The 19819-nt window shown below is 65.4% G+C and carries 16 protein-coding genes and 1 pseudogene; 10 read left to right on the top strand and 7 right to left on the bottom strand.

The genetic code is table 11. The features are described from left to right. Window positions 1-62 precede the first annotated feature (62 nt). The gene (locus ACVIYL_RS18640; RefSeq protein WP_456781853.1) at window positions 63-1604 is read right to left on the bottom strand and encodes a glycosyltransferase family 39 protein; all 1542 of its coding nucleotides are present in this window, start codon (window positions 1602-1604) and stop codon (window positions 63-65) included. 220 nt (window positions 1605-1824) lie between these two features. On the opposite strand from ACVIYL_RS18640, the gene ACVIYL_RS18635 reads away from it, so the two are divergent. From ACVIYL_RS18635 to ACVIYL_RS18615, 5 genes are all read left to right on the top strand, one after another. Continuing rightward, a complete protein-coding gene (locus tag ACVIYL_RS18635) occupies window positions 1825-3570 on the top strand; it encodes an adenylate/guanylate cyclase domain-containing protein (RefSeq protein WP_456779409.1) in 1746 nt (581 codons plus the stop codon). 162 nt (window positions 3571-3732) lie between these two features. After that, window positions 3733-3960 carry a hypothetical protein gene (locus ACVIYL_RS18630; protein WP_229192994.1) on the top strand — a complete coding sequence of 76 codons (228 nt, stop codon included), beginning with the start codon at window positions 3733-3735 and terminating at the stop codon, window positions 3958-3960. Window positions 3961-4168: 208 nt separating this feature from the next. Further along, window positions 4169-5368, top strand: coding sequence for a SorA family sulfite dehydrogenase catalytic subunit (sorA, locus tag ACVIYL_RS18625; protein ID WP_057019321.1), 1200 nt, complete (start codon window positions 4169-4171; stop codon window positions 5366-5368). A gap of 11 nt (window positions 5369-5379) precedes the next feature. Next, complete coding sequence (gene sorB, locus ACVIYL_RS18620; RefSeq protein WP_050386875.1) at window positions 5380-5691, top strand: SorB family sulfite dehydrogenase c-type cytochrome subunit; 312 nt, start codon at window positions 5380-5382, stop codon at window positions 5689-5691. A gap of 283 nt (window positions 5692-5974) precedes the next feature. Then, the gene (locus tag ACVIYL_RS18615; protein WP_057019268.1) at window positions 5975-6175 is read left to right on the top strand and encodes a cold-shock protein; all 201 of its coding nucleotides are present in this window, start codon (window positions 5975-5977) and stop codon (window positions 6173-6175) included. A 213-nt stretch (window positions 6176-6388) separates the two neighbouring features. Here the strand turns inward: ACVIYL_RS18615 and ACVIYL_RS18610 are convergent, their stop codons facing one another. From ACVIYL_RS18610 to ACVIYL_RS18600, 3 genes are all read right to left on the bottom strand, one after another. Further along, window positions 6389-8464, bottom strand: a complete 2076-nt coding sequence (locus ACVIYL_RS18610) for a tetratricopeptide repeat protein (RefSeq protein ID WP_456779408.1) — start codon at window positions 8462-8464, stop codon at window positions 6389-6391. A 209-nt stretch (window positions 8465-8673) separates the two neighbouring features. Further along, a complete protein-coding gene (locus ACVIYL_RS18605; RefSeq protein WP_375166689.1) occupies window positions 8674-9297 on the bottom strand; it encodes a hypothetical protein in 624 nt (207 codons plus the stop codon). Window positions 9298-9401: 104 nt separating this feature from the next. Continuing rightward, window positions 9402-9863: an Lrp/AsnC ligand binding domain-containing protein gene (locus ACVIYL_RS18600; protein WP_038386239.1), complete on the bottom strand. Its 462-nt coding sequence runs from the start codon at window positions 9861-9863 to the stop codon at window positions 9402-9404. Window positions 9864-9977: 114 nt separating this feature from the next. Here ACVIYL_RS18600 and putA point away from each other — a divergent pair, with 114 nt between their 5' ends. Both putA and ACVIYL_RS18590 read left to right on the top strand, forming a co-directional pair. Further along, complete coding sequence (gene putA / locus ACVIYL_RS18595; RefSeq protein ID WP_456779407.1) at window positions 9978-12986, top strand: bifunctional proline dehydrogenase/L-glutamate gamma-semialdehyde dehydrogenase PutA; 3009 nt, start codon at window positions 9978-9980, stop codon at window positions 12984-12986. 171 nt (window positions 12987-13157) lie between these two features. Further along, window positions 13158-14363: a CaiB/BaiF CoA transferase family protein gene (locus ACVIYL_RS18590; RefSeq protein ID WP_225646481.1), complete on the top strand. Its 1206-nt coding sequence runs from the start codon at window positions 13158-13160 to the stop codon at window positions 14361-14363. Between the two features lie 153 nt (window positions 14364-14516). Here the strand turns inward: ACVIYL_RS18590 and ACVIYL_RS18585 are convergent, their stop codons facing one another. The 3 genes and pseudogenes from ACVIYL_RS18585 to ACVIYL_RS18575 form a co-directional block, all read right to left on the bottom strand. Next, window positions 14517-14681 (bottom strand): hypothetical protein, encoded by a 165-nt coding sequence (locus ACVIYL_RS18585; protein ID WP_456779406.1) that lies wholly within the window; start codon window positions 14679-14681, stop codon window positions 14517-14519. A 99-nt stretch (window positions 14682-14780) separates the two neighbouring features. Then, complete coding sequence (locus ACVIYL_RS18580; RefSeq protein WP_456779405.1) at window positions 14781-16328, bottom strand: hypothetical protein; 1548 nt, start codon at window positions 16326-16328, stop codon at window positions 14781-14783. Window positions 16329-16522: 194 nt separating this feature from the next. Then, window positions 16523-17597 (bottom strand): annotated as a pseudogene (locus ACVIYL_RS18575) (hypothetical protein). Window positions 17598-17801: 204 nt separating this feature from the next. On the opposite strand from ACVIYL_RS18575, the gene ACVIYL_RS18570 reads away from it, so the two are divergent. From ACVIYL_RS18570 to ACVIYL_RS18560, 3 genes are all read left to right on the top strand, one after another. Next, window positions 17802-18176 (top strand): Crp/Fnr family transcriptional regulator, encoded by a 375-nt coding sequence (locus tag ACVIYL_RS18570; RefSeq protein WP_456779404.1) that lies wholly within the window; start codon window positions 17802-17804, stop codon window positions 18174-18176. After that, on the top strand, window positions 18173-18982 hold the full coding sequence (locus ACVIYL_RS18565; RefSeq protein ID WP_028334939.1) for an MBL fold metallo-hydrolase: 810 nt from the start codon (window positions 18173-18175) through the stop codon (window positions 18980-18982). The genes ACVIYL_RS18570 and ACVIYL_RS18565 overlap by 4 nt, the downstream gene beginning before the upstream one ends. A 139-nt stretch (window positions 18983-19121) precedes the next feature. Next, window positions 19122-19736 (top strand): glutathione S-transferase family protein, encoded by a 615-nt coding sequence (locus ACVIYL_RS18560; protein ID WP_225646486.1) that lies wholly within the window; start codon window positions 19122-19124, stop codon window positions 19734-19736. The last annotated feature ends 83 nt before the right edge of the window (window positions 19737-19819 follow it).

Here is a 19819-nt window from a genome sequence, read left to right as displayed (position 1 = left end):
AATTTCGGGTGAGGGGGAGTTTCCGCGAGACCAACTCTCGCCGTCCCCGTGGAGACTCCCCCTCATCCCGACCTTCGCAGAGCGAGCTCTGATCGTCTCGTCCCCGCAAGCGGGGAGAAGGAGGAGGCCAGCACCCGCCAGCGGAAGAAGGTGGTGTCCGGCGGCGGCGACAGATCGGGGGTCCAGCCGCTGATCTTCTCCAGCGCATAGGTGTCCATCACCATGCCGCGCCAGCTGCGCGTCACGCGCTCCAGCGGCTGGCGCACCGCTGATGTCTCGCTCCACAGCGGCAGATTGTTCTCGGGCTCGCGCCCGACATAAATGCCGGCGTGATCGCGGATCTTGCTCATGCCGGGATCGGCAAAGCCCTGGAAGCGGCCGCGCTCGTTGATTTCGATGACCGTCACCTTCCCGCGCAGCAACCAGCGCAGCATCGCATAGGTGCGGTAATCCGTGGTCGCGACCCAGGTCGCGCCGGTCGCCTCAACCTGCGCCAGCGTGCGCGCAGCCACCACATCGTAGCCCGCCTCGGTGCCGATCGGATCGGTGCGGCCGATCAGATTCCACGGCGCGAACATGTAGTAGAGGAAGACGCAGACGACGAACACGATGCCTGATGTGATCGCGGTCCGCGCCCAATACACCGTCGATTTGACGAGCCCGACCGACCAGCCCTCGAACGGCATCCGCGTGACGTTGATGGCGACCGCCGCGAAGCCGGCCGGCCACAGGAACATCGGCCAGGTGTCGCCGACCCGCAGCGTCAGGGACTTCCAGAGGAAGTAGATGAACGGCACCAGCACCGCGGTCGCCAGCAGGATCGCGACCGGCTCGCGCTTTCGATAGCCGCGCCATGCTGTCAGCGCGGTGCCGAACAGCGTCACCGGCAGCAGCACGAAGCCGACCAGGCCGAACTGCATGCCGATGAACTCGCCGACGGTGCGCAGCGTGAAGGCGCGCTCGGCGGTGGCGCGCACCGCCTGGAAGCGGAACGAGGCCCAGTCGTGCTCGGCATTCCAGATCAGCACCGGCGCGAACACGACGATCGCGATCAGCGCGGCAAGATACGGATACGGGCTGCGCAGCCAGCGCCAGCGCCAGTCCGGCACCAGCGCAAAGGCGAGCACCGCCGGCGCGAACATGATCGCGGTGAATTTCGACAGCAGCGCCAGCCCGGCAAACAGCCCCGCCGCGAGCCACCAGCGTCCGTCACCACTTTGCGCAAGCCGCACCAGCGACCACAGCATCGCCACCGAAAACGGGATCAGCGCCGTATCGGGCGCGACCTTGGCCATCAAGAGGCCGTAATACAGCGCCGCCTCCGGTAGCAGCAGCGCCAGCATCACGGCGCGGACGTTGTTGGCCGTCACGCGGCGGACGATGTCGGCGAGCAGGAGCTGGGTGGCCAGCATCGCGACGATGCCGCCGAGGCGGACGCCGAGATTGGTGTCGCCGAGGATCGCGGTGCCGAAGCGGATGAACCAGGCGACCATCGGGGGATGGTCGAGGAACGACAGCACGTTTTCCTTCGACCAGGTCCAGTAATAGGCCTCGTCGGTGCGCAGATCGAGCGCATGGGCGTAGACCAACCGCATCGCGGTCATGGCAACGATCACGGCGATGACGCCCCGCCAGTCCGGCGCGCGCGAACGGGCCGGCTTAACGCTGTTGTTATCGGCTCCAGGTTCGGCTTGGGCTATCGTCACGGCGCGCTTTTTGTTCGACTCTTAACGGAGTGTCAACGTGCCGCGCGGCCCGCTCTCACGGCTGGTCCGGACCCGCGGTGGTGTTCAGCGCGGGAATTAACCACTAGACTTGCCGATCATGAATCACATGGCCTCCCCCTCGCGCGAGCACTTGCAGGACATGGCCCGCGGTATCGGCCTGCGGCAGGTCCGCATCGTCACGGGGGCGATCATGTTCGCCTACCTGACCAGCCATTTCCTCAACCACGCGCTCGGCAATATCTCGACGCAGGCGCTGGCGATCGGGGTCTACTACCACACCGAGTTCTGGCAGTTCCTGCCGGTCGCGATCGTGTTCTACAGCGCCTGCCTGGTGCATACCGGGCTCGGCATCTGGGCACTCTATCAGCGCCGCGAGTTCCACTGGAAGGCGATCGAGCCGCTGCAACTCACGCTCGGCCTCAGCATCCCGATGCTGATCGTCGCCCACGTCGTCGGCGTACGGCTCGGCCAGACCCTGTACGGGCACGAGAAGCTCTACCCCCAGGAGCTGTACACCTTCTTCATCGCCTCGCCGAACCGGCTGTGGCAGATGCTGGCGGTGCTGGTGATCGCCTGGGTGCATGGCTGCATCGGCCTGTATTTCTGGCTGCGGCTGCGTCCGTTCTTCGAGCGCGCCGCGCCGTTCCTGCTCGCCGGAGCCGTGCTGATCCCGACCCTGGCGATGCTCGGCGTCTACCAGGGCGGCCGCGCCACGGTCGCGGATTATCAAGATCCCGACTGGCGGCGCGAGGAGCTGTCGGTGCAGAAGCTCGGCACAGCGGCGCAGGGGAGCACGCTCGAGAAGATCACCGACGGCCTGACCATCGGCTATCTCGGCCTGCTCGGCCTCGTGCTGCTGGCGCGCGGCGCGCGGACCCTGCTGGAGCGCCGCGGCGGCATGATCGCGCTGTCCTACGGCAACGGCCGCACGCTGCGGGTACCGAAGGGATTGAGCGTGCTGGAAGCAAGCCTGCGCTACAACGTGCCGCATGCGAGCGTCTGCGGCGGCCGCGCACGCTGCTCGACCTGCCGCATCCGTATCATCGGCGACCACGCCGGATTGCCCGAGCCCTCGCCGCGCGAAGCCTTCGTGCTGCACCGGGTCGGCAATGACGATCCGTCGATCCGGCTGGCCTGCCAGTTGCGGCCGACCGCCGACCTGAATTTCTTCCAGCTGTTCCTGCCGAGCACGACATCGGCCAACGCGCACGCCGCCAATCCGGCACGGGTCGGCCAGGAGCGCTATCTGGTCAGCATGTTCGTCGACATGCGCGGCTCGACGCAGCTTGCCGAGAAGCGGCTGCCGTTCGACACCGTGTTCATCGTCAACCGCTTCCTCGGCGCGGTGTCGCAGGCGGTGCTGGAAGCCGGCGGGCGGCCCAACCAGTTCATCGGCGACGGCATGCTGGCGCTGTTCGGGCTTGCCACCGACCGGCAGGTGGCCTGCCGCCAGGCGTTGCGCGCGGCGGCGCTGATCGCAACCCATATCGACGAGCTGAACCAGTTCCTGAGCCACGATCTGCGCGAGCCGATCCGCTTCGGCATCGGCATCCATGGCGGCGAGGTGATCGTCGGCGATATCGGCTATCGCGACCACATGGTGTTCACGGCGCTCGGCGATGCCGTCAACGTCGCGGCACGGCTGCAGGACATGACCAAGGCGCTGGCCTGCGAGGCGATCATCTCGGACGAGGTGCGCGTCACCGCCGGGCTGGCCGACGATGCCCTGCCGGCGCAGGAGGTCGCGATCCGCGGCCGCAACGAGCCGATGACCGTGCGCACGGTCGAAAAGACGCAGCTCCTATCGACGCTGGTCGACGACCGGCGTGCCGTCGCGGCCTGACCGGTTCATCTCCGCTTCAGCCCAATGTGACCTGCCGCACACCCGCCGGTGCGTTCAGCAGAGATGCTCGAACGTGCCCGGTGCCGGATGCGACTGACTGGCGATGGGTAACACTGCAACCGCGCCGCGACAGAGCTCAACGCGCACCCGAAGGAGAAGACCATGTTTCGCAAAGTCACGCTCGCTCTCGCCACTGCCGCAACCCTCGGTGTCGCCGCGCTGGCGCCGACCGCAGCTTCCGCCAAGCCGTTCTTCTGGCATCCGCATCACCATCACTTCTGGGGTGGCCCGGGCATTGCCGTCGGCTTCGTCGACTCCGGCTGCTACGCCACCCGCCTGGTGCTGACGCCCTACGGCTATCGCTATCGCACCGTGAACGTCTGCTACTGATCGAACCTTCTACTTGGATGGAAACGCCCCGGTCGTCCACGCGACCGGGGCTTTTCGTTGTTGCGACGCAACGCTGCGAAAGCTCAATTGACTCGCGGTTGTCAGGTGCCACATTTGGACCGCGCGCATTCCATGATGCGAAGGCGCGCAAGGCAATCTGGGCCTGGTGATGACCGGCTCACGGCAGAACAGCTTCGGAGGAAGCGGAATGCTCGATCGACGAGACTTGATGAAGCGCGCCGGATTGGCCGCTTTGGTGACGGGGCTGGGATCAAGGGGTGCATTCGCCCTCGACACCGTGACGCTGCCCTTTGGCAATGGCGAGCGCCCGCTGGTGCGCTACCCGCAAAAGCGCCCGATGATCGGCCTGACCGCCCGCCCGCCGCAGCTGGAAACGCCGTTTGCGATCTTCAACGACGGCCCGATCACGCCGAACAATGCGTTCTTTGTCCGCTATCACCTCGCCGACCTCCCCTACAATCTCGATCCGGACAAGTTCACGCTGGAGATCAAGGGCAAGGTCGACAAGCCGCTGAAGCTGTCGCTGAAGGACATCAGGAAGCTGAAGGCGACCGATATCGTTGCCGTCAACCAGTGCTCCGGCAACAGCCGCGGCTTCTTCAGTCCGCGCGTCGCCGGCGGCCAGCTCGGCAACGGCGCGATGGGCTGCGCGCGCTGGCACGGCGTGCCGCTGAAGACCGTGCTCGACATGGCCGGCGTGCAGGCCGGAGCCAAGCAGGTCACCTTCAACGGCATGGATGGTCCGGTCAGCGACAAGACGCCGGATTTCGTCAAGGCACTCGACATCGACCACGCGCGCGACGGCGAGGTGATGCTGGCCTGGGGCATGAACGGCGAGGACCTGCCCTTCCTCAACGGCTTCCCGCTCCGCCTCGTGGTGCCCGGCTACTACGGCACCTATTGGGTGAAGCACCTCAACGAAATCACCGTGATCGACAACGTGTTCGAGGGCTTCTGGATGAAGTCCGCCTACCGGATACCGGATACGCCGAACAATGCGGTCGAGCCCGGCACCGCACCGAAGGCGACGATCCCGATCAATCGCTTCACGGTGCGCTCGTTCATCACCAGCGTTGCCGACGGCGCCAAGCTGAAGGCCGGCCGCACCATGCTGCGCGGCATTGCCTTCGACGGCGGTAAAGGCATCAAGGAGGTGATGGTCTCGACCGACGGCGGCAAGAGCTGGACGCCGGCCAAGCTCGGCAAGGACCTCGGCAAATACGCCTTCCGCGAATGGAAGTTGCCGGTGAAGCTCGCGGCCGGTCCCGCAGAGCTGAAGGTGCGCGCCACCAACAATGCCGGCGACACCCAGCCGATGGATCCGTTGTGGAATCCGGCCGGCTATCTGCGCAACGTCGTCGAAACCGTGCGCGTCACCGCAGCGTGAGGAGAAGCATCATGACCAGCAAGCTGCTTCCATCCCTCGCCGCGATCGCCGCGCTGTCGATCGGCGCTGCCATCGCCGCGCCCGTGAACTACACGGTCCCCGAGGAAACCGCGGCCTTCAAGCCGGGTCCCAACCTCGAGGTCGTGCAAAACAACTGCACCGCCTGCCACTCGGCCGACTACATCAAGACCCAACCGCAGGGCGAGAAGTTCAAGAAGGATTTTTGGCAGGCCGAGGTGACCAAGATGATCAAGGTCTACGGTGCGCCGATCGACGAAGCCGACGTCGGCAAGATCGTCGAATACCTCTCCGCGACCTATTGAGACGCCGCCGGTCGATCCCCGCGCGCCGGCCGAAAAGGCAGCGCGCGGGACGATCGATCCAGTTCGGTACACCGGAACCGATCCGTTTTTGCAGCGCATCAATTGACCACGAAACGGGCAATCCGGCGTAAAACCCCCGCAAAGCGGGTTGTTTCCGGTCAAAAACACACCGTCGTTTGATCTACCCAGCTTTTTTCAAACTGCTATCCTGTCGTTGCGGACAAGCCGGTTTTTGCGGGGACCGACTGGTCTGTTTTCGATTGATTCCGCGGAGACGACTGGAATGCCCAAAGGTACAGTGAAGTGGTTCAACCCGACCAAGGGTTATGGATTCATCCAGCCCGCATCGGGCGGCAAGGACATTTTCGTTCATATTTCAGCAGTTCAGAAGGCTGGCCTTCAGACCCTCAACGAAGGTCAGTCGGTTGAATACGAAGAGATTGCAAATCGCGGCAAGACGTCAGCCGAAAATCTCAAGGTCTAGCGTCACAGCGCCAGATCCGGCGGCGCACTCTCGGACGCCATCCGGGAGTGGGGGCCGATCCACACACCAGACGACGTGACGTTCGGCGGGGCGGGCACGATGCCCGCGCGCCATGGCGTTGAACTATATGGCGTTGAACTATTTCGGCGGCCACCGCTCGCGCGCCGACAACTGCCTTTTGCGCCGGGAAGCGCGCGGCTGCGCATTGCAGCATCACAGGCACGTGCCGCTCTGGCCGTTGCCGCACGGCACCCGCTTCGACAGCTGCTGAACCTTGCGCTTCGACTCGGCCTGCGCCAGCACGTCGAACACGCTTGACGGGGTGAGCTGCGTGGCCTTGCGGAAGTCCTCGGTCGCCTTGTCGACATGGTTGAGCGCCTCATGCGCCTTGGCGCGGGCGAACAGGCCCTCAACCGTCTCCTTCTGCGCGATCGCCCGGTCGAGATCCTCGACCGCCTTGTCGTAGTTGCGCAACGCCGACCAAGTGATGCCGCGCAATGTCAGCGCCGGCTGATAATCGGGCCGCGCAAAGAGGATGAAGTTGAGATCCTTCATCGCGTTATCCGGCTTCTTCAGCCCGAGATAGGCCCGGGCGCGCAGCACATGCGGGAAAGCATCGTTGGGCGCCCGCGTGATGATCTGGTCGAAGGCGGCGATGGCGCGGTCGTACTGGGAGGAAGTCAGCATCGCGAGCCCGCGGCCGAGCTGTGCCGTCGGATTGTTCGGGCTTCGCTCCAGCACAGCGTCGATATCGACCAGTCCCTCATCTGCGCGGCCCTTGAGCATCAACGCGAGGCCGCGCCACGATTTGGCGATCAGATTGGTCGGCACCAGCGCCAGGGCCTGATCGAAATCCAGGAGCGCCTTGTCGAGCTGATTGAGGCCGATATGGGCGAGCCCACGCTCGGTGAAAGCGAGCGTCTCCTTGGGATTGAGCGAGATCGAATGATCGTAGTCGGCGAGCGCGTCCTGCACCTTGCCGGTGCCGGCCTTGACGAGGCCGCGCGCCAGATACGCCAACGAATTGTTCTGATCGAGCGTGATGGCACGGCCGGCGTCGGCCATCGCTTGATCGAACTGCCGCGTGCCGGCGGCATTGAGCGCGCGGGCCGCCAGCAGCTGCGGATCGTCCGGCTTGACCTTGAGCAGGGCATTGAGATCGTTGCGCGCGTCCGCCGACCGGCCGAGCTTTGAATAGGCCAGTGCACGCAGGCGCAGCGCAGCCTCGTTGCGGGGATCGCCGCCCAGCACCTGGGTGAGATTGGCAACGGCGCCTGCGTAGTTGCCCTGTGCGACGAGCTGCTTGGCCTGCTCGACCTGCTGGTTACCCGCCGCCGGCGCAGCTGGCCGCGCCGGCGACGCGCCTGGAGCCGGTGCGGCCAGCTGCGGCGGCGCGGCGCCGCCTGCTGCCTTGGCGAGTTCGGCCTGCATCGTGGCCGCCTGCTGGCGCTGCTGCTGGATCTCCTTGTTGTCGGGAAGAACCGTCAACAGTCGGTCGAAGTCGACAATCGCGCGGGCATAGTCACCCTTGGCGCTGTAGAGCTGGGCACGGGCGAAATAGGCGTTGCGCTCTGCCCGCGGCGCCTGCGCGATCGCGCGCGAGAAATCCTCGATCGCTTTATCCATGTCGCCCTTGCGGCGATAGGCCTGACCCCGCCAGTAGAATGCATTCGGCGTGCCGGCGTTGACGGCAATCGCGGTGTTGGCGTCGGCCAGCGCCGCATCGGGCTGTCCGGTTTCGACATAGGCCCGCGCACGCCCGACACGGGCAGCGGGAAGATCCTGCCGCAACGTGATCGCCTGGTCGTAATCCGAGATCGCATCGCTCCAGGCGTGCTGGTCGGCGCGCAGATTGCCGCGCGCCAGGAAGCCGAACGGGTTCTTCGGCTCGAGTTCGATCGCGCGATCGAAGTCGGCGCGGGCCTGATCCGCGCTACCCTTGCGTTGCTGGACATAGCCGCGCGCGATCAGCGCCGGCACGAATTGTCCATTCAGCTGCACCGCCGCATCGGCATCGCTGAGCGCCTGATCGATCTTGCCGCGCGCGATGTGAAATCGCGAGCGGCCGGTGAAGGCCTTGGTGCGGTCCTCCGTGGAGCGTGCGGTATCGTTGATGATGCCCGAGCACGCCGCCTCGGCCTTGTCCGTCGGCGGCCCGCTGCAATCCTCGACATCGCCCGCGCGGGCCGGACCGGCGAGCACGGGCCAAAATAGCAGCGCAAGCGCCAGCAGCTGTGGGAAACGAACGCCGCGGGTGGCGGCATCAATGCAGATCGAACGTGAACGCATATGGTAGCCTCGGGTTGACCGAATGCTGCCGGTGTTAACGCGTCACTTGGTTCTTATGGTGATCGGCACTGAACGTATTTTTTGGAACCATATCGTGCGAAGCTATTGTTCGAATCCTGGCATTCGGTTCCCAGCGTCACGCGGAACGCTATCCCTGCGATCAATGAGGATGGAACAGCGCGGAACGCGCAGCTGCGACGCTCAGCCGTTCAATCTTCCGTCACCCATTTGGCGACGGTCATGACATCAGGCGGTTGCAGATAGCCGCGGGGCCAGAGATCGACCGCCCATTCCACCTTGGTCGCGCGCTCGACGAGAACGGCGGTGTTGTGCGGCGTTTGCGCCAACGAAAATCCGCGGTAGTGGGGATCCCCAACGTCATGAAACCTGAACAGGTTCCACGCCTGCATCACCAGCATCAGGCTGGTCGTATTCCGCGTCGTGTCCCAGCAATCATAATTGTGTTTGTCGTCGTTGGCGCGGAAATCCGCTTTCGCCACGCGCTTGTCGGTGCCGAGGATCGGCCCCATGCGCCGGTCGAACCAGATCACGGCCTTTTGCACGGCCGCGCGTTCGGCGGCGGCATTGGCGCGGCCCGTGGCCATGATCTTGGCCAGGGCCGCCCGGTCGGCTGCGCTGAAGTCGAGCATCTCGCGACGCCGGCAGACGAAGCCGTAACAGACGGTCATCCCCGTCGCCGACGGCGGATAGATCGAGACCGAGGTGTAGAGCTGCAGGATGCCGGAGCTGAGCTCGGCCGCGCGGGCCGGCATGGCCGACGGCAACGACAGCATGAGCACAGCAAGCGCGCCGGCAAATCCGGCCCGCTTCATTCGTATCGGCTGATCAGCGTCTTTCATGAACCACCGCCCCAACTCGACCAAAGGATTATCGCGGGCGTGTCGCGATGCCAAGACATCCGGCGCATGGCTGTGGATCAGACCGGCAGCGGCGCGTCGCGCTTGACTTCCTCCATCACCGCGTAGGTTCGCGTTTCGCGCACGCCCGGCAGCGCCAGCAGGGTCTCGCCGAGAAACCTGCGATAGGCGGTCATGTTGGCGACCCGCGCCTTGACCAGATAGTCGAAGCCGCCGGCCACCATGTGACACTCGAGCACTTCCGGCGCGGTCTGGACCGCCCTGGCGAACTTCTCGAATACATCGGGCGTGGTCTTGTCGAGCAGCACCTCGACAAACACCAGCAGACCAAGCCCGAGCCGGTGCGGATTGAGCCGGGCGCCATAGCCCTCGACGAAGCCGTCGCGCTGCAGCCGCTTCAACCGTTCGCCGACCGAGGTCGGCGACAGGCCGATCCTTTCCGCCAACTCCACATTGGCAATCCGGCCATCCCCTTGCAGGATCGAGAGGATTTTGCGGTCAGTCTTGTCGATTTCTGTCATATCTACGGTAATTCTCGAACTGATCCTGATTTTCTAAGGCAAATCTGCTAATTTGTCCATCGAACTACGGTTCACTAGCGCGTACGTGTTCCCACACAATCTCAAGGAACCGCCATGCCAGACCCGTCGCCGCTCCCGCTCCCGTTCAGTGCGCCCTACGCGCCCGACGACGCCGCCATCGCCGCCCGCCTGCGCCAGGACGCGAGGATTGGCGCTGAGGCGGAGACACGGATCGACCGCGCGGCAACCCGCCTGATCGAGGCAATTCGGGCCAATGACGATCCGCTCGGCGGGGTCGAGGACATGTTGCGGGAGTTCGCGCTGTCGACCAAGGAAGGGCTGGCGCTGATGGTGCTGGCGGAGGCGCTGCTGCGGGTACCGGACGCGCGCACCGCCGACCAGTTCATCGAGGACAAGCTCGGCCAAGGTGACTTCGTCAACCACGAGACCAGATCGAGCGCGTTCCTGGTCAACGCCTCGGCCTGGGCGCTCGGCATGTCGGCCCGCGTGATCCAGCCCGGCGAGACGCCGCAGGGCACGATCGGGCGGCTGACGAAGCGACTCGGTGCGCCGGCGGTGCGCGCCGCGACACGGCAGGCGATGCGGCTGATGGGTAGCCATTTCGTGCTCGGCGAGACCATCGAGGCGGCGCTGTCGCGCGCGCAATCGCACACGGCGCGCGGCTCGCGCTATTCGTTCGACATGCTCGGCGAGGGTGCGCGCACCGCCGACGATGCCCATCGCTATTTCGAATCCTACGCCCGCGCGATCGAGGCGATCGGCAAGGCGGCCGGCGATCAGCCCCTGCCCGACCGGCCCGGCATCTCGGTGAAACTCTCCGCGCTGCATCCACGCTTCGAGGCGGTGAGCCACGCGCGGGTGATGACCGAGCTGGTGCCGCAACTGGTCGATCTCGCGCGCCGCGCCAAGGCGTTCGACCTCAACTTCACCGTCGATGCCGAGGAGGCCGACCGGCTGGAGCTGTCGCTCGACGTCATCGCCGCCGCATTCGCCGACCCTTCGCTCGCCGGCTGGAGCGGCTTTGGCCTCGCGATCCAGGCCTATCAGAAGCGCGCCGCCGACGTCATCGACTATGTCGATGCGCTGACGCGCGCGCTGGATCGCAGGATGATGGTGCGCCTGGTCAAGGGCGCCTATTGGGACACCGAGATCAAGCGCGCGCAGGAGCGCGGGCTCGATGGCTATCCGGTGTTCACCCGCAAGGCGATGACCGACCTGAACTACGTCGCCTGTGCGCGCAAGCTGCTGGCGCTGCGGCCTCGGCTGTTTCCGCAATTCGCCACCCACAACGCGCTGACGGTCGCAACCATCCTCGAACTCGCCGATGATCCCTCAAGCTTCGAATTCCAGCGGCTGCACGGCATGGGCGAAGCGCTCTACGCCCAGCTCGGCGAGGACCGGCCCGAGATCGCCCACCGGACCTATGCGCCGGTCGGCAGCCACCGCGACCTGCTCGCCTATCTGGTGCGGCGGCTGCTCGAGAACGGCGCCAACTCGTCCTTCGTGGCGCTGGCCGCGGACAATCGCGTGTCCATCGTGGACCTGCTGCGCCGCCCGGCCGAGATCGTCGGCACCGACGACAAGGCGCCGCACTCCGCGATTCCGTTGCCGGCCGAGCTTTATTGGCCGCAGCGCGAGAACTCGCACGGCATCGAATTCGGCGAACGCAAGGCGCTCGGCGCGCTGACGTCGGCGATCGCGGCCGAACGGAAGGCTTCGCCTTCCGTCACGCCATCAACCACCGAGCAGGCGAATGCCGCCGTTGCCGCGGCGCGCCGCGGCTTCAAGGCCTGGAACGCCACGCCGGCGACAAAACGCGCGGCGATCCTGGACAAGGCCGCGGAGCTGCTCGAGCAGCGCCGCGCCCATTTCCTCGCTCTGCTGCAAAGCGAGGGCGGCAAGACCCTCGATGATGCGCTATCGGAAGTGCGCGAGGCGATCGACTTCTGCCGCTACTATGCCGCGCTGGGGCAAAAGCTGTTCGGCGAAGGCGAGGCGATGCCCGGCCCGACCGGCGAAAGCAATGTGCTGGAGCTGCACGGCCGCGGTGCGTTCGTCGCGATCTCGCCGTGGAATTTCCCGCTCGCGATCTTCCTCGGCCAGGTGACGGCGGCATTGATGGCGGGCAATGCGGTGATCGCAAAGCCGGCCGAGCAGACGCCGCGCATCGCAGCCGAAGCGGTTGCCCTGCTGCATCAGGCCGGAGTGCCGCCATCGGCACTGCATCTGGTCCAGGGCGACGGCGCGGTCGGCGCCGCGCTGGTGGCGCATCCCGCCATCGCCGGGGTCGTCTTCACCGGCTCGACGGAGGTCGCGCGGTCGATCAACCGCACGCTCGCCGCCAAGGACGGCCCGATCGTGCCGCTGATCGCCGAAACCGGCGGCATCAATGCCATGATCGTCGACGCCACCGCGCTGCCCGAGCAGGTCGCCGATGACGTCGTGACCTCGGCGTTCCGCTCCGCCGGCCAGCGCTGCTCGGCGCTGCGGCTGCTGTTCGTGCAGGACGACGTCGCCGACCGCATGATCGAGATGATCGCCGGCGCCGCGCGCGAATTGAAGATCGGTGATCCCTCCGAACCGTCGACGCATATCGGACCGGTGATCGATGCCGACGCCAAGCAGCGGCTCGATGCGCATATCGCGCAAATGAAGCAGGAGGCCCGCGTGCATCTCGCCGGCGAGGCGCCATCAGGCAATTTCGTCGCGCCGCACATCTTCGAACTGTCGGCGGCCGGGCAATTGAAGGAAGAGGTGTTCGGCCCGATCCTGCACGTCGTGCGCTACCGCGCCGACAAGCTCGGCGAGGTGCTGAGCGCGATCGAGGCGACCGGGTTCGGGCTGACGCTCGGCATCCATTCCCGCATCGACGACACGATCGAGCACGTGATCGACCGCCTCCAGGTCGGCAACATCTATGTCAACCGCAACATGATCGGCGCGGTGGTCGGCGTGCAGCCGTTCGGCGGCAGCGGCCTGTCCGGCACCGGCCCCAAGGCCGGCGGCCCGCATTACCTCGCGCGCTTCGCCACCGAGCAGACGATCACCATCAACACCGCCGCCGCGGGCGGCAATGCGGCGCTGATGGCGGGGGTGGAGTAATACTCATCACCGACATGTCATTCCGGCATGGTGCATGGGCGCCAGGTCCGGAATGACTTGGTTGCATCGTGCCCCCCAGATGGGTCAAATGGCGGTCCGATCGGGATCATTGCTTGCGATAATTCCAGCTACCGGAAAAACACCAACAAGCGCCACGGGAGCGACGGCACGATGGAAAAAGGCATTTTTGACGGGCTCAAGGTCCTGGACTGCGCGAGCTTCATCGCGGCACCCGCGGCCGCCACCGTGCTGTCCGACTTCGGCGCCGACGTCATCAAGATCGAGCCGCCCGGCGCCGGCGATCCCTATCGCAATCTGCCCAATCTGCCCGGCTATCCATCGAGCGAGCACAATTTCGCGTGGATGCTGGAGGCCCGCAACAAGAAGAGCCTCGCGCTCGACCTCACCAAGCCTGACGCGCAGCAGGTGCTGTACAAGCTCGTCGCCGAGGCCGACGTGTTCATCACCAACATGCCGCCGCAGGTGCGCGCAAAGCTCGGCATCACCTACGACCATCTTGCCCATCTCAACGACCGGCTGATCTACGCGTCCTTCACCGGCTATGGCGAGAAGGGCGAAGAGGCCAACAAGCCCGGCTTCGACTCCAACGCCTATTGGGCCCGCTCCGGCCTGATGGATCTGGTGCGCGCCGACGAGGAGACCACGCCGGCCCGTTCCGTCGCCGGCATGGGCGATCACCCCTGCGCGATGGCGTTCTACGGCGCGATCGTCACCGCGCTGTTCCAGCGCGAGAAGACCGGCAAGGGCTCGCACGTCTCGACCAATCTGATGGCCAACGGCGTCTGGGCCAATGGCGTGCTGGCGCAGGCCAAGCTCGCCGGCGCCAAGTTCAAGAAGCGCAAGCCGCGCGAAGAGGCGCTGAACGCGGTCACCAACCACTATAAGTGCAAGGACGGCCGCTGGCTGATCCTGTCGCTGCTCAACGAAGACCGGCAATGGCCGACGCTGGCGCGCTGCATGGGCCGCGAGGACCTCGTCGCCGATGCCCGCTTCGCCACCAAGGCGGACCGCCACGCGCGCTCGGTCGAGTTGATCAAGATCTTCGACGAGGTGTTCGCCGGCAAGGACCTCGCCGAATGGCGCAAGATCCTCGACGGCAACGGTCTCGTGTTCGGCGTCGTCGGCATCCTCGACGACATCCCGAACGACAAGCAGATGATCGAGAACGAGGTGCTGGTGCGCTTCGAGAACGACACCATGCTGACCGTCAACAGCCCGATCTTCATCGACGGCGCGAGGAAGGTGCAGCCGCGCAAACCGCCCGAGGTCGGCGAGCATTCCGACGAGATCCTGCGCCAGGCCGGCTACGACGAGGCCACGATCCAGAAGCTGCGCGCATCGGGCGCTGTGGCGTAGCGAACTAACCACCTTCGTGAGTAGCCCGGATGGAGCGAAGCGAAATCCGGGACAAGTCTCGCAATCGGATCACGCAATACCGGATTTCGCTTCGCTCCATCCGGGCTACGAGGTCATCGAGCATTCCATCGCAGGCATCCGACGCCTAGGAAGCTATCTTTTCATCCAGGCCCAGACGATGGCCACAACGATGATGCCGATGATAACCGCGAGCCCGATCGCCCAGCAGCTGACGCGGACGGCGCTGACCGCCTGACGCTCGGCCTCGTTGGCCGCGATCTCGCGGTCGCGCTGCTTGTCGTCCTCGGGAGCACTCATCGGCCGGTCTCCGCTCAAGGCTGGGCTGTTCGGGGCATGGTCGCGACGTGGAATGTAGCATCGAATAATGACGCGCAGCGGCTTCGGTTCCGGCGGAAATCACCGGCCCTTCACGAAGCACATGCCGATGCGCGAGGCCTTCCCGGCAACCTGGCAGGCAAGGCCGTCGGCGCAGGTCCAGCCGCGGAAGCTGCGGTCGGTCTCGGCGGGCCTCGCGCCCGGCAGATAGCAATGCGCGCCCCAGCCGTCGCTGTATTCGGTGCCGGCAAGTTCCGCGCTGCCGCGCTGCTGCGGCCGGTTGGAGAAGCCGCGCGAAAAGTCCGGCGCCTTGCCGTCGCGGAAGCTTGCGAGGATATCGCGGCGGCGAGGCTGGTCGCCGAAGAAATGCGGCGAGGCCGGCACCACGGTGGAGTTCGACGGCTTTGCCGCAATCCAGTCGACGCCGGGGAAATGGAAGCCGCCGATGCCGCGGGTCTGGTGACAGCCCGCGCAGGTGACATCGTTGAGGCGCCGCTCGAAGCCGGCCAGCGACTGGATGTTTTGCAGCTTCGTTCCGTCGGCCGCAGCCTTCTGCAGGGCGCCGACGACGTCACCATCCGAGAACACCGTATTGCCGGCCGTGCCCTCGCCTTGCACCATGCCGAACTCGGGCTCCAGCTCGCTGACATCGAAACCGGTCGGCGTTGGCGCGACCGCTGAGGTCGCGAGGAAGCGATCGGGGAGCAGCAAGGTGCCGCGATCGAGCTCGGCAAAATGTTTGGGATCGAGCAGCCACGCCTTGAAGTCGCGCCTCAGTGCCCCGTCCGCCAGAATGCGGTCGCGATCGATCTGGTTCTCCAGCGGCGCTTCGGCAAACCGCTTTGCCGCGCCGTCATAATCGAACACTTTGAGCAGATAGTCAGTGCGGAAATCGCGCGCCGCGGATTTCGGCGCGTGCGCGATCTGCAGATTGGTCTCGATACGATCGATATTGCGCGCATCGATCAGGTCGAGCGGACCATCCTTGCCGAGCAACTTCTCTATCGCCGGCGGCGCGCTGCCGGTCGCGAGCCAGCGTCGCGCGATTTCGCGGCAGCCGAGCGATGCGTCGTTGCCGTCGCCCTTCGCCTTCAGCACGAGGTTCAGCGTCATCGGCAGCCGTTGCGACACCGCGTTCTCGCCGATCGGCGGCACATCGGTACGGGTCAGCCGGTAGATCAGCCGGATCTCGCCGCAATCTTTCGGCGCCACATAGGCGCGGTCCATGCGGTTGACGATGCCTGACAGCACGAAGCGGACGTCGGGGGATTCAAGCAGCGCGCGATCGAACAGCTGAAACGCAAAGCCGTCGCCGACGCCAATGCTCTCATTCGGCAGGCTTGCCTTATGATTTGCGACGTAGCGATCGAACTCGCGATCAAGCGCCTCGCGCACCGGAACCATCGCGGCGAGCCCGAACAGACCGCGGTTGGACAGCGGCGTGTCGGCGGAACGCTCTGGGGCGAGCATCCGGCCGAGGCTGAAGCGGCCGTGGTCGAGCTCGCGCAGGGTGGCGGGATCAATCACCGCCGCGCCGCGCTCGAGCGCGCGATCCTCGGCGGCACGTGCGGGCGCGGCGCCGCAGAGCAGAACGGACATCAGCAGAAGGCATTTCAGCGCGCGGCTCATGCCCCCACTAACACCGCACGGCAAACCCTATTCAAGAAAAAAGGCGCTTCACATCGTGGTGAAGCGCCTTGGTGTTGTCGTGTTGCGGAGATCATAGCGTTTTCGAGCGAAGTGGAGCCCGGTTCGCGTGAAGAAAACGCGTCCAAACGACGAGCTGGAGCTTCGGTTCTGATTCAATCAGAACCGAAAATGCTCTAGCGCGAAACGATCAGGCCCTTGCTGGTGACGACCACCCAACGGCCATCCTGCTTACGGATGGCATCGACGCGGCCGAGACCGGGGACGGGGTCGCCGGCGTAAACCTCGTAGATGCCGCCGCGGCCCTCGATCAGCGCGCCGCCATTGCCGACGTCGCGCAGCGACCAGCCGTCGACCACCCGGGAGGCGGCCGACCTCGGGCCTGGGGGCGGCCGGCGCCGCCGCAGCAGTCGCCGGGGTGATCGAGCCCGTGACCTCGCGGGCGGGCGTCGCCGCGGCGACGGTCGTCTGCGGCGTGGCGCGGAGCTTGTCGACCGCCTCGCTGAGCTTGTTGAGCTTGGCCATCGGCTCGGCCTGGGCCTTCTCGACCTTCTCGATCCGGTCGCTGGCCTTGCTGAACTGGGCCTGGCCGGCCTTGGCGGTCTGCTCGACGCTGGCCTTCAGCGCGGCGATTTCGGACTCGATCCGGGCGAGCGCGGCATCGGCCGCCTCCTTGTTGGCGGCGGCGTCCTTGGCAGCCACATCCCTGACGGAAGCATCGGCGGGGGCGGCGAGATGGCCGAGCCCCGCGGTCGCGAGCGCACCGCCGATGGCGCCGGCCACGGTCGCCAGCGCGATCACCGCGGCCATCGCGCCGATCCGGCGCGTGCCGGCCGGCTTGCCCGCCGCCTTGGCCGCCTGTTCGGCGCCTGGCCTGGATGCCGTCGCCTCATGGTCCCAGGTGCGGTCACCCGGCGCCATGATCATCAGCTTGCCCGGAAAATGCGGCTCTTCCCGCTTGCCGGTCTCGACCTTGGGCACGTCCCTATTGGTCGGCTCGACCTTGGCCTCGACCTTCGGCTCGATCATGGACTCGATCTTGGGGTCGATCTTGGGCGGCTCAACCTTCGAGGGTTCAACCTTGGGCGCGTCCATCCGGGGCGCGTCCGCCTTTGGCGACGTCTCTTCCTGCTCGGGCGCAAGTCGGGGAGCTTCGACACCGGTCGCGGCCATCACGGGCTCGCTTTTCGCCGCCATTTCGGCGCCGGTTTGACCGCTGGCCGGCTCGCTCTGCTGCTCACTCACGTTCAAAGTCTCCAGACTAGGTTGACAATTCGGTAACTTTTATTGCTTGCGAAATGGTTACCCCGCTCCGCCATTACCTAAATTTTAGGGAGTTTTCCGGGCCGGATTTGGGCGATGCTGCCCTGCGGCAATCTGCGCCGCTTCCGTTTGCGCGCGGCGCTTTCCCGATTAACATACCGTCATCTTCCAGCCAGAAGGCAGGAGAGCACCATGACGATCGAGAAATGCATCAAGGAATTTGGTGTCGATGACGTCATCTTTGAGGAAGGCTCGACCGGCCGCGAGCTGTTTGTCGTGCTCGACGGCAAGGTCGACATCGCCAAGATTGATCGCGGAAACAAGACTGTTATCGTCAGCCTCGGCAAGGGCGAGTTCTTCGGCGAGATGGCCGTGATCGACGGCTCGGCGCGCTCGGCGACCGCGATCGCTTCCGCGCCCGCAACGCGGGTGATGCGGATCAACCACGCCCGCTTCGTCTACCTGATCAGCCAGCAGCCGGCGTTCGCGCTGATGGTGATGGATGCGCTCTCGAAGCGCCTGCGCGCATCCAACGCGGTCACTTACCGGACGGCGGCAACCCCATGAGCGACCGCAAGCCAAGCCCGTTCAAGACGCTGTTCGACGCCGAGGTCGCAACGCTGATCCAGGCCGCCGACGACGTCTATCAGATCCGCTTCAAGAACCGTGCGGCGAACGCCTATCTGGTGCGCGGCAGCAAGCGGACCATCATGATCGACGTCGGACTGTCGAGCAATTATCCGTCGCTCGTCGCCTGTCTCAACCATCTCGGGGTGACGCCCGAGATGATCGACATGGTGGTGCTGAGCCATGAGCATCTCGACCACATCGGCGCGGCGTACCATTTCCACGGCAGCGCCTACATCGCCGCGCACCGGCTCGCCGCCAACAAGATCATGCTGCGCGACGATTTCTCGATGCTGCGCAAGATGTTCAACGAGCCGAACGTGCCGATCGATATCGACATCTGGCTCGAGGAAGGCAACCTGATCGACCTCGGCAATTTCCGCCTCAACGTGATGTACACGCCCGGCCACACCTCGGCCTGCATCACGCTGTTCGACCAGGACAAGGGCCTGCTGTTCGCCGCCGACACGCTGATGCCGGGCGGCGTGATGGGCGGCGTGTTCGGCTCCGGCTCGATCGCCGACTATATCCAGTCGCTGGAGCGGCTGAAGGGCCTCAACTCGAAGATTCTGCTGTCGGGACATGGCCGGCTGTCGGACACGCCGCAGGACGATGTGCGGATCGCGCTGCAGCGCTCGCACGGCCTGCTCGAGGACACCGCGCAACTGTTCGATGCACTCGATGCGCGCTCGAATTTCGAGCCGATCATGCAGTCGGTGCGCGACCTCAACAAGCTCGACGATTGAGCTCAGTTCCTCCCCGTCGTTGCGAGCCAACGGGTCGCAATGACGTTCGGGCGACCGAGCGCCTTCACATTTGACAAATCCGCGCCCGGCCTGTTCAACAGCGGCAACAACAACGTTGAAGAAACAGGGAGCGAGGATCATGAAGCTTTACGACTCGATCGGACCCAATCCGCGCATCGTGCGCATGTTCATGGCGGAGAAGGGCATCGAGATACCCAAACAGGCCGTCGACCTGCGCAAGGGCGAGAACCGCGAGACGGAACACCTGAAGCGCAATCCGCACGGCCAGATGCCGGCGCTCGAGCTCGACTGCGGCAACTACCTCTCTGAGATCACGGCGATCTGCGAATATCTCGAGGAGAAGCACCCCTCGCCCGCGATGATCGGCACCACGCCGGAAGAGCGCGCGGAATGCCGGATGTGGACGCGCCGCGTCGATCTCAACATCGCCGAGCCGCTCGCCAACGGCTACCGCTTCGGCGAAGCGCTGAAATTCTTCGAGAAGCGCATTCCCGTTGCGCCCGAAGCCTCGCCCGGCCTGAAGATGATCGCCGCCAACCGCATCAAATGGCTGAATGACCAGATGGCCGACGGCCGCGACTACATCTGCGGCAAGCGCTTCACGCTCGCCGACATGCTGCTCTATTGCTGGCTCGATTTCGGCAACCAGGTCGGCCAGCCGCTGGACCAGTCGAACGCCAACATCGTCGCCTGGTTCAACCGCGTCGGCGCGCGGCCATCGGTGAAGGCGTAAAAGGCGGTCGTCTGATCCTCCCCTCGAGGGGGAGGATCGGTTCGCATGAAGCGTAGCGCAATGCGAACCGAGGTGGGGTGATC

The sequence above is a fragment of the Bradyrhizobium sp. USDA 3315 genome (assembly GCF_054056795.1).
Note: the sequence above shows the minus strand (reverse complement) of the source record. Positions and strands in the feature narration are given on the sequence as shown.

Excerpts from the sequence above, each read along its gene's own strand:
- ACVIYL_RS18640 (WP_456781853.1), bottom strand. The coding sequence starts at position 1,604 with ATGACCGCGATGCGGTTGGTCTACGCCCATGCGCTCGATCTGCGCACC.
- ACVIYL_RS18635 (WP_456779409.1), top strand. The coding sequence starts at position 1,825 with ATGAATCACATGGCCTCCCCCTCGCGCGAGCACTTGCAGGACATGGCC.
- ACVIYL_RS18630 (WP_229192994.1), top strand. The coding sequence starts at position 3,733 with ATGTTTCGCAAAGTCACGCTCGCTCTCGCCACTGCCGCAACCCTCGGT.
- sorA (WP_057019321.1), top strand. The coding sequence starts at position 4,169 with ATGCTCGATCGACGAGACTTGATGAAGCGCGCCGGATTGGCCGCTTTG.
- sorB (WP_050386875.1), top strand. The coding sequence starts at position 5,380 with ATGACCAGCAAGCTGCTTCCATCCCTCGCCGCGATCGCCGCGCTGTCG.
- ACVIYL_RS18615 (WP_057019268.1), top strand. The coding sequence starts at position 5,975 with ATGCCCAAAGGTACAGTGAAGTGGTTCAACCCGACCAAGGGTTATGGA.
- ACVIYL_RS18610 (WP_456779408.1), bottom strand. The coding sequence starts at position 8,464 with ATGCGTTCACGTTCGATCTGCATTGATGCCGCCACCCGCGGCGTTCGT.
- ACVIYL_RS18605 (WP_375166689.1), bottom strand. The coding sequence starts at position 9,297 with ATGAAGCGGGCCGGATTTGCCGGCGCGCTTGCTGTGCTCATGCTGTCG.
- ACVIYL_RS18600 (WP_038386239.1), bottom strand. The coding sequence starts at position 9,863 with ATGACAGAAATCGACAAGACTGACCGCAAAATCCTCTCGATCCTGCAA.
- putA (WP_456779407.1), top strand. The coding sequence starts at position 9,978 with ATGCCAGACCCGTCGCCGCTCCCGCTCCCGTTCAGTGCGCCCTACGCG.
- ACVIYL_RS18590 (WP_225646481.1), top strand. The coding sequence starts at position 13,158 with ATGGAAAAAGGCATTTTTGACGGGCTCAAGGTCCTGGACTGCGCGAGC.
- ACVIYL_RS18585 (WP_456779406.1), bottom strand. The coding sequence starts at position 14,681 with ATGAGTGCTCCCGAGGACGACAAGCAGCGCGACCGCGAGATCGCGGCC.
- ACVIYL_RS18580 (WP_456779405.1), bottom strand. The coding sequence starts at position 16,328 with ATGAGCCGCGCGCTGAAATGCCTTCTGCTGATGTCCGTTCTGCTCTGC.
- ACVIYL_RS18570 (WP_456779404.1), top strand. The coding sequence starts at position 17,802 with ATGACGATCGAGAAATGCATCAAGGAATTTGGTGTCGATGACGTCATC.
- ACVIYL_RS18565 (WP_028334939.1), top strand. The coding sequence starts at position 18,173 with ATGAGCGACCGCAAGCCAAGCCCGTTCAAGACGCTGTTCGACGCCGAG.
- ACVIYL_RS18560 (WP_225646486.1), top strand. The coding sequence starts at position 19,122 with ATGAAGCTTTACGACTCGATCGGACCCAATCCGCGCATCGTGCGCATG.